The organism is Cereibacter azotoformans (assembly GCF_021391315.1).
GTDB lineage: Bacteria > Pseudomonadota > Alphaproteobacteria > Rhodobacterales > Rhodobacteraceae > Cereibacter_A > Cereibacter_A azotoformans.
In genome coordinates, this window is the sequence record NZ_CP090022.1 from 490,626 (window position 1) to 506,483 (window position 15,858).

Sequence of the window (15,858 nt, forward strand, 5' to 3'; positions counted from 1 at the left end):
GGCAAGGTAAGGTGTGACCATACCTTGTCGGACGGAAACCACCATCTTCATAATAATCAGGATGTTTATGCAATTCGTTCATGTCGGGGCGGATGAGGACGCGCAGCGGGCCGGGCGGTGCCGGGATGCGCAGGCGATGCGCGCGTGCGTCCGCTGGTCAAGCCCCGAAGGGCAGGATAGGACGGGCCATGGCCCTCCGCGCGACCGATCTCGACCAGCTCATCCGTCACGGCTTCGACGACGTGATCGACGTCCGCTCGCCCGCCGAGTGGGTGGAGGACCGCGTTCCCGGCGCGATCAACCTGCCGGTGCTCGACAATGAAGAGCGGGCCCGCGTGGGCACGATCTACAAGCAGGTCAGCCCCTTCTCGGCCCGCAAGATCGGCGCGGCCCTCGTTGCGCGCAACGCGGCCCGCCACATCGAGGAGGTTCTGGCCGACCGGCCCGGCGGCTGGCGGCCGCTCGTCTATTGCTGGCGCGGCGGCCAGCGGTCGAACTCCTTCGCCATGATCCTTGGCCAGATCGGCTGGCGCGTCGAGGTGCTCGAGGGCGGCTACAAGAGCTGGCGCGGCCTCGTGGTCCGCGAACTTTACGAACGGGCGGTGCGTGCGCCGGTCGTGGTGATCGACGGCAACACCGGCTCGGCCAAGACCGAGCTTCTTGCCCAGCTCGGGGCGCTGGGCGTGCAGGTTCTCGATCTCGAGGGGCTGGCCAACCACCGCGGCTCGCTCTTTGGCGCGTTCGCGGGCGGGCAGCCTGCGCAGCGCGGGTTCGAGAGCCGTCTGGCGGTGGCGCTCTCGCGGCTGGATCCGGTGCGGCCCGTGGTGGTCGAGGCGGAGTCGAGCAAGGTGGGCGAGATCCGCCTGCCGCCCGGCCTCTGGAAGGCGATGCAGGCGGCCCCCCGGATCGAGGTCTCGGCCCCCGTGGGCGCGCGGGCGGCCTATCTGGTCCGCGCCTATCGCGATCTGGTCGAGGACGGGCCGCGGCTGGGACAGGTGATCGACCTGCTCCGTCCTCTGCATCCGGCGAAGGCCATCGAGGAGTGGCATGGGCTGGCCGCGCAGGGCCGTTTCGAAGACCTGGCCGCGGAGCTGATGGAGCGCCACTACGATCCCCGCTACGCGAAACATCGTGCCCGCGCGGGCAGGGCGGCCGATCTGGTCGAGACGGATACGCTCGACGACCTTCCCGCCCTCGCGGCGCGAGTGGCCGCGAGGGTCGCGCGGCTGGCGGGGCGCTGAATGGAGGGAGGTCCGCGCGATCTGGTTTTGATCGGCGGCGGGCACGCCCACGCGCTCGTGCTGCATGGGTGGGTCCCGACGCCCGAGGTGCGGGTGACGCTGGTCAACCCGAACCCGACCGCGCCCTACACCGGAATGCTGCCCGGCCATGTGGCGGGCCACTACAGCCGCGACGAGATGATGATCGATCTGGCGGCGCTGGCCGGGCGACGGGGGGCGCGGCTCGTCCTCGACCGGGCCACGGGCCTCGACCGCGCGGCGCGCAGGGTGCTGCTCGCCGGCGGCGAGGCGCTGCCCTACGACGTGGCCTCGATCGACGTGGGCATCTCGTCGGACCTGCCGAGCGTGCCGGGTGCCGCCGAACATGCGGTGGCCGCCAAGCCGCTCGGCTCCTATGCCGACCGATGGGACAGGTTCCTCGCGTCCCGCCCCGCAGATCCGAGGCTGGTGGTGATCGGGGGCGGCACCGGTGGGGTGGAACTGGCGATGGCCTCGGCCTTCCGGTTGCGGTCGGCGGGTGCGCGGCCCCGCGTCACGGTGATCGAGCGGGCGGACACGGCCCTTCCCGGCCTGGGTGACGGCGCGAGGAGGGCGCTGCTCGCCCGGATGGCGCGGCTGGACATTCGCCTCCTCACCGGGGCCGAGGTGGAGCGTATAGAATCCGGCGGGGTGATCCTTGCGGACGGCGCGCGGATCGCGTCGGATTTCACCCTGACGGTCGCCGGGGCGCGGCCGCAGAAGTGGCTGGAAGACACCGGCCTCGCGCTCGAGCGTGGCTTCGTGCGCGTCGGGCCGAGCCTCCAGACGTCGGACCCTGCGATCTTCGCAGCCGGCGACTGTGCGCATCTTACGCACGCGCCGCGCCCCAAGGCCGGTGTCTTTGCCGTCCGCGAGGCCCCGGTGTTGCGCCGAAACCTGCAGGCCGCCCTGTCCGGGGGACCAATGCGGGCCTATAGGCCGCAGCGCGACTACCTGAAGCTCATCTCCTGCGGCGGGCGCGTGGCGGTTGCCGACAAGTTCGGACTGCGGCTCGAAGGGGCGCTGCTCTGGCGGTGGAAGGATCGCATCGACCGCCGTTTCATGGCGCAGTTCCGCCCTGACGCGCCCTGAGGCGGTCCCATCGCGCAGAAGTTCCCGCAATGGTTGCAAGGCGGTCTTCCGGTTGCTAGCCTCGCCGGATCATGAAGTCGAGACAGCGCATCAGTATCGCCCAGACGCAGCGGTTGCAGCTGAACCTCGGTTTGACCGCCTCGATCCGCATCCTCAGCTCGGACGCCGAGGGCCTGACCCGGTATCTGGAGGAGCAGGCGGGCGAGAACCCCCACATCCAGCTGGAACGGGTCCAGTCCGCCGAGTGGCTGCCGCGCTGGACCAGCGTCCTGCCGCGCATGGCGCACGGGGATGGGCCGCCCGTGGAGGCGGCGGGGGCGGCCGGGCCGAGCCTCATGGCGCATGTGATGGGCCAGATCGACCGGCTGTTCCCGAAGGGGCCCGAGCGGCGGATCGCCATGCTGCTCGCCGAGGGGTTGGAGCCGACCGGGTGGCTCGGCACCGATCCCGTTCAGGTTGCAGGTCAGGCCCGTGTTGCGGTGGCCGAGGTCGAGGCGGTGCTCGCCCGCCTCCAGCGGATCGAGCCCGCGGGCCTCTTCGCCCGCAATCTTGCGGAATGCCTGCGGCTGCAGGCTGTCGAGGCCGGGCGCCTCGATCCCGCCCTCGCCACCATGTTCGACCATCTCGACCTGGTGGCGCAGGGCGCGCATGCGCGGCTCGCACGCATGTGCGGCACCGACGAGGCGGCCATCCTCGCGCGCCTGCGCCTGATCCGCAGCTTCGATCCCAAACCCGGCGCCCAGTTCGACCCTGGCGCCGCGCCGGTCCGCGAGCCCGACCTGATCGCCACCCTGACCGATGCCGGCTGGGAAGTGGCGCTCAATCGCTCGGCCCTGCCATCCGTGCGGATCCGCAAGCCGGACAAGCGCCCCGCGACGGCCGCCGCCCGCGCCGCCTGGACACAGGCGCAGGCGGTGGGGCGCATGATCGAGACCCGGAACGCGACGCTCCTGCGCGTCGCGCGCGAGATCCTCGCTCGGCAGGAGGCGGCACTCGACGAGGGCCCGGCGGCGTTGGTCCCCCTCACCATGGCCGATGTGGCCGGGGCGCTCGAGATCCACGAGAGCACGGTGAGCCGGGTCGTTTCGGGCACCTGCGTGGACACGCCCCGAGGGACCTGGTGGCTACGGCGCATGTTCAGCGGCCGGGTGGCCGAGGGGGGGGCTTCGGCCGCAGCGGTCCGCGCGGCGATCTCGGAGCTTGTGGCGCAAGAGGATGCGGCGGCTCCGCTGTCGGATGCGGCACTGGCCGAGGCGCTGGCGGCCCGGGGCATGCCGCTTGCCCGCAGGACGGTCGCGAAATACCGCGAGATCCTGAACATTCCGCCGGCCCACCGCCGGCGCCGCCGGCCCGTCCGCGTCGCCTGACAGGCCCGCCCCGGCCTGCCCGCGTCGCTCCGCTGTGAAGCGGATATGGGTGCTGATGCGCGTTGTCGCCGTGCGGCTCCCCTGGGCGTCGCCACTCCCGCCGACCTGATGGTGATGGAGCCGGGGGTCAGCAAGTTCGGCGACTGCTCGACCTGCCGCTGATGGTCAGGTTTCGTCGTTGCAGTGGGCCTCGTCCCAATCATCCGGCCCGGCAGGTCATGTCCGTGGCAAGAGCCGCGCAGGAGGGCGCGCGCTCTTGTCTTATGGTCCGCAAGGAGCCGCCGCAGGCTGTCTCGGGCGAAAGTTGCCATGCCGCATGTGCGGACGAAAAAACTTGCGAAAGATCCCTTGCAGCCGCCGGACGGCTGCGCTAATAGCCCTCTCACGGAGTGCGGGCGTAGCTCAGGGGTAGAGCATTACCTTGCCAAGGTAAGGGTCGTGAGTTCGAATCTCATCGCCCGCTCCAGTAAATCAGGCTGTTGGCCGAAAGGCAGGAAGCAGCCAACTTTCACCGACATTGACGACTACCGTTTCCGCCTGTTCTGGTCGGAAAGCGTCTTTGACCGTGGCGGCGAGGCCGGGCCGACATCTCCGGCACAGGTCTGAACGCTGCGACGGGGGTCGGCCGCGGATTCGGTGCCAGCCTTGAAGAGGGCGCGTCTCGTCTGGTAAGCCCGGACCGTCCGACCGCGCCTGCCGAGGGGAGAGTCCAGTGTCAGGAGACCGGCCGCCCCGAGCGGTCAAGCGCGCCGTCACCGTGAAGGATGTCGCCGCCGCCGCCAATGTCTCGCGCGCGACGGCGGCGCGGGCATTGAACGGATACGGCTATGTCGGCGACGAGGCTTCGCGCCGGGTTCAGGAGGCGGCGGAGCGGCTGGGCTACCGCGGCAACCGCATCGCGCAGGCGCTGCGGCAGGGGCAGATGCCGATCGTGGGCTTCGTGCCGGGTGACATCCAGAACCCGTTCTTCGCCCGCGTGGCGCATGACATCGACGCGGCGCTGCGGCGGAGCCGACACAGCCTGCTCATCGCGAGCAGCGAGGAGAGCCTCGCGCAGGAGCAGAGCCTGCTCGACAACCTGCGAGCGCTGAACGTGCGCGGGATGATCGTGGCGCCGGCCTCTGAAGGGGACAATCCGCATCTTCAGCGTCTTGTGCGCGAGCGGGTGCCGCTGGTGCTGATCGACCGCGAATTGCCGGAGATCGACTGCGACAGCGTCACGGTGGACAACGAGGGTGGCGCGCGCGAGGCGATCGCCCTGCTGATCGCGAATGGCCATCGGCGGATCGCGCTGATCCATGACGAGTCGCGCATCGCCACGGCCCGGCAGCGGCGCGAGGGCTATCTGCGCGCGCTGGCCGAGGCGGGTCTCCCGGTCGAGGAGGGGCTGATCGCGGTGTCGCAATCGACGGTGGAGCATGCCATCGACGCCACGATCCGCCTCTTCAGCCGGCCCGAGCGGCCGACCGCGCTCTTCACCGTGGACAGCCTGATGACGACGGGGGCGCTGCTGGCGCTGCGCTCGATGGGTCTCGCCGTGCCGCGCGACGTGTCGCTGATCGGGTTCGACGATTTCGACCTCGCGACCTTCACCGATCCGCAGATCACGGTGGTGGCGCAGCCGGTGGGGCAGATCGGGCCGCTGGCCGTCGAGATGCTGCTCGAGCGAATCCGCGGCAGCGACGTGCCGGCGCGCCATGTGCGGTTTCCGACGCGGCTGATCGCGCGCGGTTCGGTCGCGCGGGCAGATTTCGGGCGGCGCGCCTGCACTTAACCTGCATCCTGAAATAATCTCTTGCCTGGTGGGCAGAGCCGTGCAGTAGTGGCGTGTGAGATCGGTCTCTTAGCCCATGCGCGCCCGGACCGGTCTCTTCTTTTGCAGCGTTATGAGATCGGTCTCATGTCAACCACCGCCGAGCAGCCGGACATTCTCGCCCCTCGCCTTGCGCCCGACGCCGGGATCTTCCTGTGCGAGGCGCGTCCGATGCTGCGGGCCTGTCTGGACAGCGGCGTGCGCAGGATCTTCTTCGTGGCGCCGACTGGTCCGCGGCTTCTGACGCTGCCGGCAGTTCAGCTGATCTGCCGGGGGTCGCGCATTCCCGCAGCCGCCTTGTCGGCGGACGAGCTGATGCTGGCGCCGCCGTGCGGCCTTGGGTCGGGGGCACTGGCGGTGCTTGTGGAGCCGAAACCCGAACTTGGGGCTTTCCTCGCGCGAAGCGGCGTTGCGACATGCACCCTGACGGCCACCGCGCCCGAAGCCGTCGCCCTTCAGGCGCTGGCCATGGCGCTTGCGCTTTTGGCCGAGGTCGGCGCGATGCCCGAGGCCGAGGCGCTGCTGGCCGATCTGGCGCGTCTGCCGGCGATGCTGCCGGCGGCCGTGCGGGCCTTTGATCCCGAGGCGGCGGCGCTGGCCGCGCGTCTGCGGGGCGAGAGATACCTGATCGTCACGGCACCGGGCTCGGCCTGGCCGGTGGCGCATCAATTCGCGCTCGACACGCTCGAGAAGCGGCTGAGGATCCGCGCGCGCCCGGTTCACGCCAGTGACTTCTTCCACGGCACGCTGGAGCTGGTCGAGCCGGGCGTGAGCCTTCTGCTCGTGAAGGGCGAGGATGCGCTGCGTCCGCTGGCCGAGCGGGTCGAGAGGTTCGTTCCGCGCTACACCGACCGGCTCTGGACGGTCGATGCCGCCGCGGCCGAACTGCCCGGCCTTGCGCCGCAGGTGCGGGCGCTTGCCTCGCCGGTGGTGCTGGCCGCGCTCCTTGGGCGGGTCGGCGCGCATCTGGCGCCGAGCGGCGAGCCGGTCCCGTCACCCTGCGTCGAAGCCTGACGCCAATCCCCAACAAGAAGCCCACCAACAGGAGAGAGAAATGAAACGGTCCCTGCAGTCCATGACAGCCATCGTCGCCGCCATCTCGGCCATCGGGTGGGCGGGCGCAGCCACGGCGCAGACCGCCGTCGCCGATCCCTCGGCCCCGGTCGAGCACGAGGGCACGCTGAGGGTGATGACCAAGTTCGGGATGCAGCGCCTTGCGCCCTATTTCGTCGAGCTGGCGAAGGCGTATGAGGCGCAGCATCCGGGCGTGAAGATCGAGCTGATCCAGGAGGATGACGACAGCGTCAAGGGCAAGACCAAGACGCTCGTCGCCTCGAACTCGATCCCCGACGTCTTCTTCTCGTGGACGGGCACCTGGGGCGGCAATTTCGTGCGCGGCAAGCGGGCGGTGGATCTGACGCCGGTGATCGGGCCGGATACCGAGTGGGGTAAGACGTTTGCCCCCGCCGCAGTCGGCGCCTTTGTCTATGAGGGCAAGAATTACGGCATCCCGCTTTATCTCGATGCGAAGTTCATGGGCTACAACAAGACCATCTTCGCCGATCTGGGGATTTCGGAGCCCGCCACGCTCGAGGAGATGCTCGAGGCCTGCGACACGATCCGGGCGGCGGGGATCACGCCGATCTCGATCGGCAACAAGGAGCCGTGGGTGGCGGTCCACTATCTCGGCCAGCTTCTGGCCTACAACGTGCCGAAGGAGGTGCTCGAGCGCGACTTCGACCCGGCGACGGCCGACTATTCCGATCCCGGCTATGTCGCCTCGCTCGAGCAGTTCAAGGCGATCGCCGACCGCTGCACCATCGGCGCGGGCATGAACGGCATTTCCTACCAGACCGCCATTCAGGAACTGAGCGACGGCAAGGCCGCGATGTATTACCAGGAGATCATCGAGTTCGACAACGCCGCCTCGGCGACGACCAAGCTCACGCCCGAGGAGTTCGGCTTCTTCCCGCTGCCCGCGCCGAAGGAGGCCAAGGGCGATCCGAGGGCGCTCGAGGGCGCGCCCGAGGGCTACATGATCTCCTCCGCATCCGAAAACGTGCCGCTGGCGCTCGATTTCATGAAGTTCGTGACGACGCAGGCCAATGCCAAGGTGCTGTCGGCCCCGCCCTATGGCCAGCCGAGCGCGGTGATCGGCGGCGCCGATCCGGCCGATATGAGCCCGGCTGTGGTGGGCGGCCTCGAGGATATCGCCGAGGCCTCGTATCTCATGCAGTGGCTGGACACGGTGAACCATCCGCGGGTGGCGGCGGCGTGGCTGTCGAACCTGCAGGCCTTTGCCGGCGGCACGGTCTCGGCCGAAGAGGTCGTGGCCGAGGTCCGCAAGGCCGCCGCCTCGGCCAAGTGATGAGTTTGTCCGCGGACATGGGAAAGAGCGGGGTCGCCCTCAGCGGCACCGCCCTCGGGGCAGCGAGGGGGCCGCGGCTGCGCCCCTTCCTCGCCCGGCTGCTGGCGCTGCGCTGGATCGCCGTGGCGCTCATCATCGTGGGCTGGTTCGTCTATTACCCGATCGTCAACAACTTCTTCGTCAGCACCACGAACCACGACATCTTCACCGGAGAGGTGACGCAGGTCGGGCTCGAGAACTACCGAAGGCTTGCCGAGGATCCGGTGATCGGCCGCGCGCTCTGGAACAACGGCGCCTATGCGGTGCTGTCGATCGTCTTCCAGGTCTTTGCGGCCTTCTGCCTGGCCGCCATCGTCGAAGGCCTTGCGTCGGAACGCTGGCGCAACTTCTGGCGGGCGCTTTATTTCGTGCCCTCTGCGATCTCGACCACGGTCACGGGGCTTCTGTTCTACTTCATCTACCAGCCCAACATCGGCATCCTCGACGGGCTGCTGAAGCTGGCGGGGCGTGAGGAGTGGTCGCATGTCTGGCTCGGCGACGAGCGCACGGCGATCTATGCCATCATCGCCATGAGCCAGTGGCAGGGCTTCGGCTATTCGACGCTGCTCTTCACCATCGCGATCCAGAAGATCCCGCAGGAACTCTATGACGCGGCGCGGATGGACGGAGCGGGGCCGCTCCGGCGGCTGTGGAGCATCACCTTCCCGCTCACGCGCGAGATGACCGGCATGATGATCATCGTGACCGTGACCGGCGCCTTCCAGGTCTTCAACGAGGTGATGGTGATGACCGGCGGCGGGCCGAACAATTCGAGCCAGGTGCTGGGCACCTGGCTCTACGAACAGGGCTTCAACCAGAACGACATGGGCTATGCCGCGGCCATCGGCTCGGTCGTCTTCGCGATCACCCTGCTGACGGGGATCCTGCAGCTCTGGTACACGCGGCGGCGGAGGGTGATGGCATGAGCGCAGCCCTTTCGCAGGACCGGGGCTTCTGGCCGGGGATCGGGCGGGCCTTCCTCTGGGCCTTCCTGCTGGCCGTAGGGGTGATCGTCCTGTACCCGCTGCTCTGGATGGCGCTTGGCGGCTTCAAGTCGAACAGCCAGATCTTCGACCAGCCCTTCGCGCTGCCGCAAAGCTGGTCGCTCGACAACTACTTCGCCGCCTGGCGGAGCGTGCAGGGCTACATGATCTCGAGCCTTCTGGTCACCTTCGCCTCGACCGTGGCCACGGTGCTGATCTCGGCCCGCGCGGCCTATGGGCTGACGCGGACGGCGATGCCCGCAAAGCCCCTGATCACCGCCTTCGTGCTGGGCGGCATGATGCTGAGCCCGACAGTCGCGCTGGTGCCGCTGGTGCGGATGCTCCAGTCGCTGGGGCTTTACGACACGCAATGGGCGCTGATCATCCTCTACACCGCCTTCCGCGTGCCCTTCACCACCTTCCTGATCCGCGCCTACATGCTCGACCTGCCGCGCGACCTCGACGAGGCCGCGATGATGGACGGGGCAAGTCCCGGCCAGATCTACCGCAGGATCATCCTGCCGCTCTGCCGGCCGATCATCGTCTCCTGCGTCGTCCTCCACATCCTCTTTGCTTGGAACGAATATCTCTTCGCCATGATCTTCACCAACAGCCCCAGCGTGCAGACGCTGCCCGTCGGCCTGACCTCGATGATGTCGAAACACGGCACCGACTTTTCGCAGGTCTTCGCCGCCATGACGCTCTCGGCGCTGCCGATCGTCATCATCTTCTTCCTGACCCAGCGGTATTTCATCCGCGGCCTGACCGAGGGAATGGCGAAATGAGCAGCCCCCGCCTTGCCGCCCGCCAGCTGATCGGGTCGAACTTCGCCTTCCAGCACTATCCGTTCCCCGAGGTCGCGCGCCTCATGCGCGGCTTCGGCCTCAGCCGGATCGAGCTTTGGGGCGTGGCGCCGCATCTCGACCTGTTCCATGCCGATGCCGCCCGCGTGGCCGAGGTGAAGCGCGTGCTGGCGGGCGAGGGCCTCTCGGTGCGCTGCCTCACGCCCGAGCAGGTGGTCTATCCGATCAACATCGCCTCGGGCGACGACGCCTTTCGCCGGGCCAGCATCGACCGCTTTCGCCGCGCGGCCGATATCGCGGCCGAGCTGGGTGCCTCGCACCTGTTCCTGACCCCCGGCCGGGGCTTCGAGACCGAGCCGGCCGAGCGCGCATGGCAGCGGTCGGCCGAGGCGCTGGCCGAGATCGCCGAGCACGCGGCGGGGCAGGGGCTGCGCTGCCTGCTCGAGCCGCTGCAGCGGGTCGAGAGCAACATTGCCCAGAGCGCCGCCGACATTGCCCGGCTGATGGGGATGGTGGGCGCGGCGAACATGGACGTGGTGCTCGATCTGGTGGCGATGGCCTGCGCGGGCGACAGCGTGGGCGACTACATGCGGCTCTTCGGCGAGCGGCTGGTGCATGTGCATGTGGTGGACGGGCGCCCGGCGGGGCATCTGGTCTGGGGTGACGGCGAGCTGCCGCTCGCGGACTGGCTGGGCGAGCTGGCGGCCGCGGGCTATGGCGGCACGCTGACCTTCGAGCCCTTCGGCGACGGCTCCTACGCGCTCGATCCGGTGACGGCCTGGACCCGCAACCTGCGGGCCATCGCACCGCATCTGGAACCCGGGGAGGCCGCCGCGTGAGCATGTCGCCCGAGCTGATCGCCGTCGGCGACAACTGCCTTGACGTCTATCTGTCCAAGGACCGCATGGCGGTGGGGGGCAATGCGCTGAACGTCGCGGTGCAATGGGCGTGCGCGGGTCTGCCCGCCCGCTACTTCGGCCTGATCGGGCACGACCCCGAGGGCGACGCGATCCACGAAGCCGTGGCGCGCACCGGGCTGAACCCCGACGACATGGAGCGGCGCGAGGGCAGCACCGCCGTCACGCTGCTGCTGGAACGCAGTGGCGACCGGCGCTTCCTGCTCGAGGATCTGGGCGTGGGCCTTGGCTATGTCCCCGAGGGTCAGCGGCTGGCCGACATGCTGGCCGCGCGCTGGGTGCATCTGGGCACCCACAGCGCGCCCGATCTGGTCCGCCGACTGGTGGCCGAGGGCGCGCGCTTCTCGGTCGATGTCTCGACGCATCACGACCTGCTGGATCTGGCCGGGGTGCCGCTGGTCTTCGCCTCGGGCCCCGAGGATCCGGCCGAGCCGGTCGAGCCGCTGCTGGCGCGGTTCCGCGACCGCGGCGCGATCAGCACTGTCGTCACCTGCGGCAGCCGTGGCGCCTTTCTCGACAACCGGGGCAGCGTCACGCAGGTCCGGGCGCGGCGGATCGAGGTCGTGGACACCTGCGGCGCTGGCGACAGCTTCATCGCGCGTTTCATCGCGCTCTGGGCGCTCGAGGGACGCGCGGATGCCGACGCGCTGCGGGGTGCCTCGGACGCGGCCGCCAACACCTGCCTGCACGAGGGCGGGTTCCCCCAGCCGCTGCGCTCGATCCCGTCGTGGCTGCTGGAAAAGTATTCCGATGTGATCGCGGCGGGAGAGGTCCGAGATGGCAACGCACAGGCTTGAACAACCCACCATCGCGCCCGAGGGCGACCGCTCGTTCTGGCTGCGGGATCTGGGCGCCGGTCCGGCGACGCAGCCCTTCGTGGGCGAGGCCGAGTGTGACGTGGCCATCGTCGGTGGCGGCTATACCGGCCTCTGGACCGCGCTGCGGCTGAAGGAGCAGGCGCCGGAGCTGCGCGTGACGATCCTCGAGGCCGATTTTTGCGGCGCTGGCGCCTCGGGCCGGAACGGTGGGCAGGTCCACAGCTGGTTCGCCGAGATCGACCTGCTGACCCGGCTGGTGGGACCGGACGAGGCCCTGATGCTCTGCCACGCCACCGCCGAGGCGATCGAGGAGCTGGCGGGGCTGCAGGCCTCGGGCACGATCGACATGGAGCTGAGGCTGGACGGCTGGCTCTGGACCGCCAGTTCGCGGGCGCAGGAATGTGCGTGGGAGCCCGCGGCCGCGATCTGCCGCGCGCGGGGCGAGACCTGTCTGCGCGAGATCGGCCGCGAGGAGATCCTGGCCCGGACCGGCTCGGGCGCCTCCTACATGGGCGTGCTCGAGGCGCGGGCGGGCACGGTGCAGCCGGCGAAGCTTGCGCTGGGGCTGCGGGCGCTGGCGCTGGCGCGCGGGGTCGTGATCCACGAGAAAAGCCCGGTGGCCGAGATCACGTCGGGCCAGCCCTGCACGCTGCGCATGGGGCGGGGCGTGCTGCGCGCGGGCAAGGTGGTGATCGCCTCGAACGCCTGGGCGGCGGCGCTGCCCGCGCTGCGGCGCCACCTTTATGTGGTGGACAGTCAGGTGATCGCGACCGAGCCGGTGGGCGACACGCTCGACCGGATCGGCTGGACGGGGGGCGAGTCGATCTGCGACGCGCAGGCCCATGTGCTTTACTACCAGCGCACGACGGGCGGGCGGGTGATCTTCGGCCGGGGCAGTGGGAACGTGGCCTATGGCAACCGCTTCGGCGCCGCGTTCAACCGCCGGCCGGGGGGCGGCGAGGACAATCTGCGCGAGATGCACCGCGTTTATCCCGAGTTGCGGGGCGCCCGCATCGCGGCCGACTGGTCCGGCCCGATCGACTGCTCGGCCGAGCATCTGCCGGTCTTCGGCCATCTGCCGGGTGAGCCGGACATCCTGTTCGGTGTGGGCTTCAACGGCACGGGCATCGCCCAGACGCCGGTGGCGGGGCGCATCCTTGCCAGCCTCGCGCTAGGGCGGGACGACCGCTGGAGCCGCTGCGGCCTCGTGGGTCTCGACCGGCGTATGGTCCTGCCGCCCGAGCCGATCCGCACGCTGGGCGCGCGGGTGGTGCGGCGGGCGATCCGCATCCGCAACGACCTCGAGATCGGGAACCGGACGGCGGGGCCGCTGGTGCGCTGGCTCTCGTCGCTCACGCCGGGCCGCTGATGGGCCGGCAGGACAAGGAAAGGGCAGAGAGATGGCCGAACTGACGCTGCGCGACGTGCGCAAGGCCTATGGCGGCATGGAGGTGCTTCACGGCATCGACCTCGACATCCCCTCGGGGTCCTTCGTGGTCTTCGTCGGCCCGTCGGGCTGCGGCAAGTCCACGCTTCTGCGCACCATCGCCGGGCTCGAGGACATCACCTCGGGCGAGTTCCGCATCGATGGCGCGCTGATGAACGACGTGGCCCCCTCGCGCCGGGGGATCGCGATGGTCTTCCAGTCCTACGCGCTTTACCCGCACATGACGGTGTTCGAGAACATGGCCTTCGGCATGCGGATCGCCGGCATGAAGAAGGACGAGATCACGCGCCGGGTGACGCGCGCGGCCGAGGTGTTGCAGCTGGCGCCCTATCTCGACCGCTATCCGCGCGCGCTCTCGGGTGGACAGCGGCAGCGGGTGGCGATCGGGCGGGCCATCGTGCGCGACCCCAAGGTGTTCCTCTTCGACGAGCCGCTGTCGAACCTCGACGCGGCGCTGCGGGTCGCCACGCGGATCGAGATTGCCAAGCTCAAGCAGTCGATGCCGGGCGCGACGATGATCTACGTGACCCATGATCAGGTCGAGGCGATGACGCTTGCCGACCGGATCGTGGTGCTGCGGGCCGGGCGGATCGAGCAGGTGGGCTCGCCGCTCGCGCTCTATCGACGACCGGAAAACCTATTCGTCGCGCGGTTCATCGGCTCGCCCGCGATGAACGTGATCCCGGCCGAGGTCGCGGGCGCGGGGCTCGGCCTTGCCACCGGCGGCACGGTGGCTGCGCCCTTTCCGCTTTCGGCGGCGCTTCAGGGCGCGACGGTGCAGGTCGGCATCCGCCCCGAGGATCTGCGTCTGGCCGAAGGCGCACCGCTTCTTGCCGGGCGGATCTCCTATCTCGAGCAGCTGGGTGAGGTGCAGCTTGCCCATGTCGAGGTCGCGGGTCTGGCCGAGCCGCTGATCGCCAAGCTTCCGGGCATCCTTGACCTGCATCCGGGCGCGCCCATCGCGCTTTCGGCCGATCCGGCGAATCTCCACCTCTTCGGCGCGGACGGGCAGAGCCTGCGGCCCCGCGAGCAGCCGCCCGAGCGGCAGCTGGACGCGGCTACTTCCGCACGAAGCTGAACGAGAAGGCCGAGCCCCGGTGATGGTCCATCGCGTAGATCACCCGGGTGCCGTCGGCGGCGTAGCAGACCTCCTCGATCAAGAGCGCGGGACCGAACTCCTCGAGCCCGTGGAGCCGGGCGGCTTCGGGCGGCAGGGTCACGGCGCGGACCATCGCCGTCGAGGCGACCGGCCCGCGCCCCGCGCCCGCCAGAAGCGCGACAAGCGACCCGCTCCAGTCCGGGGTCGCCTCGGTTCCCTCGACAAGGGCCTTGGGCAGCCAGTCGATCGAATAGACCAGCGGCTGGCCGCCGCTGCTGCGCAGCCGCTCGATGCGGATGAGGGGCGTGCCCTCCGGGACGGCAAGGCGGGGCGCGGTCTCGGCATCGGCGGGGACGGTCGTGAAGCCCAGCAGCCGCGTCTCGGCGGTGTAGCCGTGGCTCGCCACCATCTGCGAGACGCTCTCGAATCTGGTGATCGGGCGGGCGATGGTCAGCAGCGCCCCGGCGGCAAGGAAGCGGCCCTTGCCCTGATGCACGTCGATGATCGCGTCCTGCTCCAGAAGCTTCAGCGCCTCGCGCAGGGTCGGGCGCGAGACCTGGAAGCGTTCGACCATCTCCTTCTCGGTCGGCAGGCGGTCGCCGAACGACAGGCCCAGCTCGCGGATCATCTCGAGGATGCCGCTGCGCAATCGCTCGATGCCGCTTTCCCTTGGCCTGTCCATGAGCTTGTCCCTTTCGCCGGTTCAGGATGCCAGTTGCCGCGCAATCTCTGCCGGCGCAAGTCCGGCGGCCAGCGCGAGCTGCAGAAGCAGCCGCGCCTTGACCGGCGAATGGCGCCCGGCGGGCAGGAAGCCGTGCCCGTCGTTGCGGCTGGTCGCGACCACCGACCCCGCTGCGCGCGAGGCCATGACGACAAGGCCGCCCGCATCGCGGATCCATACCTCGAGCCTCGCGGCCTGGGCGCTGGTCGCATAGCCGGGCGCGAAGCCCGCGGCCACGATGGCGCGCGCGCCGGCGGCGATGAAGGCCTCGATCGCGCAGGCATCGCCGCCGCTGTGGCAGTGCAGGATGTCCACGCGCGGCAGCGGCCCCATCCCGCGCCAGTCGAGCAGCGGCGCGCGGAGCGCGGGAGCGCGCCCGAGGCGCACCTCGCCGCCGATCACGAGACCGACGGGGCCGAGGTCGGGCGAGCGGAAGCTGTCGAGGCCGAAATTGTGGGTCTTGGTCACCTCGGCCGGCCGATGGATCTCGCCATGCAGCACCACGAGGACGCGCTGCGGCCGGGCCTCGGGGCAGGCGGCAACGCGGGCCGCCTGAAAGAAGTTCATGTAGCCGTCGCTGCCGAGCGCCGAGGCGGGGCGCTGCGCGCCGGTCACCACCAGCGGCACCGGCAGATCCCAGACAAGCGAGAGGAAGAAGGCGGCCTCTTCCAGCGATCCGGTGCCGTGGGTGAGGACGAAGCCGGCGAGGTCCGGCTCTGCCCGCAGCGCCTCCTCGCAGAGCCGGCAGAGCGCGAGCCACTGCGCAGGCCCCATGTCGAAGCTCGGCAGCGGGGTGAAGTCGAGCGGCACCAGCGCCACGCGGTCCGAGATCGCGCCGCAGCGTGCGATCAGTTCGGCCGCGGTCAGGCTGCCCGCCTGTCCGTAGTCGCGGATCTCGAACGGGTCGTGGGCAAGCGCCGTCAGCGTGCCGCCGCCCACGATCACCGCCACCTTCGGAATGTGCGCCTGTTCGGTCATCCGGTTCTCCCTCGGGTCTGCTCTGCCTGACTCGGCCGGGCATGGTTTTCTGTCTAGCCTTGGTGCATGTTGTCTTACAAGAAGCACGCAGGAAACTTGGAAAATATTATTATTAATCAAGTTTATGTATGAAAATGGGACGTGCTTCAGAAAC

Annotated in this window: 14 protein-coding genes and 1 tRNA gene; 13 read left to right on the top strand and 2 right to left on the bottom strand. The window is 69.6% G+C overall.

Annotated features, from left to right (window positions below):
* Window positions 1-188 precede the first annotated feature (188 nt).
* The 13 genes from mnmH (at window position 189) to LV780_RS17520 (ending at window position 13,984) form a co-directional block, all read left to right on the top strand.
* Entirely contained in the window at window positions 189-1,241 is a 1,053-nt protein-coding gene (gene mnmH, locus LV780_RS17460) for a tRNA 2-selenouridine(34) synthase MnmH (protein ID WP_108221268.1), read from the top strand.
* Window positions 1,242-2,351 carry an FAD-dependent oxidoreductase gene (locus LV780_RS17465; protein ID WP_108221267.1) on the top strand — a complete coding sequence of 370 codons (1,110 nt, stop codon included), beginning with the start codon at window positions 1,242-1,244 and terminating at the stop codon, window positions 2,349-2,351.
* Between the two features lie 71 nt (window positions 2,352-2,422).
* Window positions 2,423-3,718: an RNA polymerase factor sigma-54 gene (gene rpoN / locus LV780_RS17470; protein ID WP_108221266.1), complete on the top strand. Its 1,296-nt coding sequence runs from the start codon at window positions 2,423-2,425 to the stop codon at window positions 3,716-3,718.
* Between the two features lie 391 nt (window positions 3,719-4,109).
* Window positions 4,110-4,184 (top strand) — tRNA-Gly (locus LV780_RS17475).
* A gap of 246 nt (window positions 4,185-4,430) precedes the next feature.
* Complete coding sequence (locus LV780_RS17480) at window positions 4,431-5,492, top strand: LacI family DNA-binding transcriptional regulator (RefSeq protein WP_011910566.1); 1,062 nt, start codon at window positions 4,431-4,433, stop codon at window positions 5,490-5,492.
* Window positions 5,493-5,618: 126 nt separating this feature from the next.
* The gene (locus LV780_RS17485) at window positions 5,619-6,545 is read left to right on the top strand and encodes a glucosamine-fructose-6-phosphate aminotransferase (protein WP_233864009.1); all 927 of its coding nucleotides are present in this window, start codon (window positions 5,619-5,621) and stop codon (window positions 6,543-6,545) included.
* Window positions 6,546-6,585: 40 nt separating this feature from the next.
* Complete coding sequence (locus LV780_RS17490; protein ID WP_108221265.1) at window positions 6,586-7,899, top strand: ABC transporter substrate-binding protein; 1,314 nt, start codon at window positions 6,586-6,588, stop codon at window positions 7,897-7,899.
* Window positions 7,899-8,864 carry a carbohydrate ABC transporter permease gene (locus tag LV780_RS17495; RefSeq protein ID WP_101339864.1) on the top strand — a complete coding sequence of 322 codons (966 nt, stop codon included), beginning with the start codon at window positions 7,899-7,901 and terminating at the stop codon, window positions 8,862-8,864. The genes LV780_RS17490 and LV780_RS17495 overlap by 1 nt, the downstream gene beginning before the upstream one ends.
* Window positions 8,861-9,706 (top strand): carbohydrate ABC transporter permease, encoded by an 846-nt coding sequence (locus LV780_RS17500; RefSeq protein ID WP_108221264.1) that lies wholly within the window; start codon window positions 8,861-8,863, stop codon window positions 9,704-9,706. The genes LV780_RS17495 and LV780_RS17500 overlap by 4 nt, the downstream gene beginning before the upstream one ends.
* On the top strand, window positions 9,703-10,563 hold the full coding sequence (locus tag LV780_RS17505; protein ID WP_108221263.1) for a sugar phosphate isomerase/epimerase family protein: 861 nt from the start codon (window positions 9,703-9,705) through the stop codon (window positions 10,561-10,563). The genes LV780_RS17500 and LV780_RS17505 overlap by 4 nt, the downstream gene beginning before the upstream one ends.
* A gap of 2 nt (window positions 10,564-10,565) precedes the next feature.
* Window positions 10,566-11,438 (top strand): PfkB family carbohydrate kinase, encoded by an 873-nt coding sequence (locus LV780_RS17510; protein WP_233864199.1) that lies wholly within the window; start codon window positions 10,566-10,568, stop codon window positions 11,436-11,438.
* On the top strand, window positions 11,419-12,828 hold the full coding sequence (locus LV780_RS17515; protein WP_108221261.1) for an NAD(P)/FAD-dependent oxidoreductase: 1,410 nt from the start codon (window positions 11,419-11,421) through the stop codon (window positions 12,826-12,828). Before LV780_RS17510 ends, LV780_RS17515 begins: the two co-directional genes overlap by 20 nt.
* A 31-nt stretch (window positions 12,829-12,859) precedes the next feature.
* On the top strand, window positions 12,860-13,984 hold the full coding sequence (locus LV780_RS17520) for an ABC transporter ATP-binding protein (protein WP_101339860.1): 1,125 nt from the start codon (window positions 12,860-12,862) through the stop codon (window positions 13,982-13,984).
* Here the strand turns inward: LV780_RS17520 and LV780_RS17525 are convergent.
* Entirely contained in the window at window positions 13,965-14,687 is a 723-nt protein-coding gene (locus LV780_RS17525) for a GntR family transcriptional regulator (protein ID WP_108221260.1), read from the bottom strand. The genes LV780_RS17520 and LV780_RS17525 overlap by 20 nt on opposite strands.
* A 21-nt stretch (window positions 14,688-14,708) precedes the next feature.
* Window positions 14,709-15,704 carry an asparaginase gene (locus LV780_RS17530; protein WP_108221259.1) on the bottom strand — a complete coding sequence of 332 codons (996 nt, stop codon included), beginning with the start codon at window positions 15,702-15,704 and terminating at the stop codon, window positions 14,709-14,711.
* Window positions 15,705-15,858: the final 154 nt, after the last annotated feature.

Coding starts and splice junctions, on each gene's coding strand:
- LV780_RS17490 (WP_108221265.1), top strand. CDS start 6,586: ATGAAACGGTCCCTGCAGTCCATGACAGCCATCGTCGCCGCCATCTCG.
- LV780_RS17485 (WP_233864009.1), top strand. CDS start 5,619: ATGTCAACCACCGCCGAGCAGCCGGACATTCTCGCCCCTCGCCTTGCG.
- mnmH (WP_108221268.1), top strand. CDS start 189: ATGGCCCTCCGCGCGACCGATCTCGACCAGCTCATCCGTCACGGCTTC.
- LV780_RS17510 (WP_233864199.1), top strand. CDS start 10,566: ATGTCGCCCGAGCTGATCGCCGTCGGCGACAACTGCCTTGACGTCTAT.
- LV780_RS17505 (WP_108221263.1), top strand. CDS start 9,703: ATGAGCAGCCCCCGCCTTGCCGCCCGCCAGCTGATCGGGTCGAACTTC.
- LV780_RS17500 (WP_108221264.1), top strand. CDS start 8,861: ATGAGCGCAGCCCTTTCGCAGGACCGGGGCTTCTGGCCGGGGATCGGG.
- LV780_RS17465 (WP_108221267.1), top strand. CDS start 1,242: ATGGAGGGAGGTCCGCGCGATCTGGTTTTGATCGGCGGCGGGCACGCC.
- LV780_RS17525 (WP_108221260.1), bottom strand. CDS start 14,687: ATGGACAGGCCAAGGGAAAGCGGCATCGAGCGATTGCGCAGCGGCATC.
- LV780_RS17520 (WP_101339860.1), top strand. CDS start 12,860: ATGGCCGAACTGACGCTGCGCGACGTGCGCAAGGCCTATGGCGGCATG.
- rpoN (WP_108221266.1), top strand. CDS start 2,423: ATGAAGTCGAGACAGCGCATCAGTATCGCCCAGACGCAGCGGTTGCAG.
- LV780_RS17530 (WP_108221259.1), bottom strand. CDS start 15,704: ATGACCGAACAGGCGCACATTCCGAAGGTGGCGGTGATCGTGGGCGGC.
- LV780_RS17495 (WP_101339864.1), top strand. CDS start 7,899: ATGAGTTTGTCCGCGGACATGGGAAAGAGCGGGGTCGCCCTCAGCGGC.
- LV780_RS17515 (WP_108221261.1), top strand. CDS start 11,419: ATGGCAACGCACAGGCTTGAACAACCCACCATCGCGCCCGAGGGCGAC.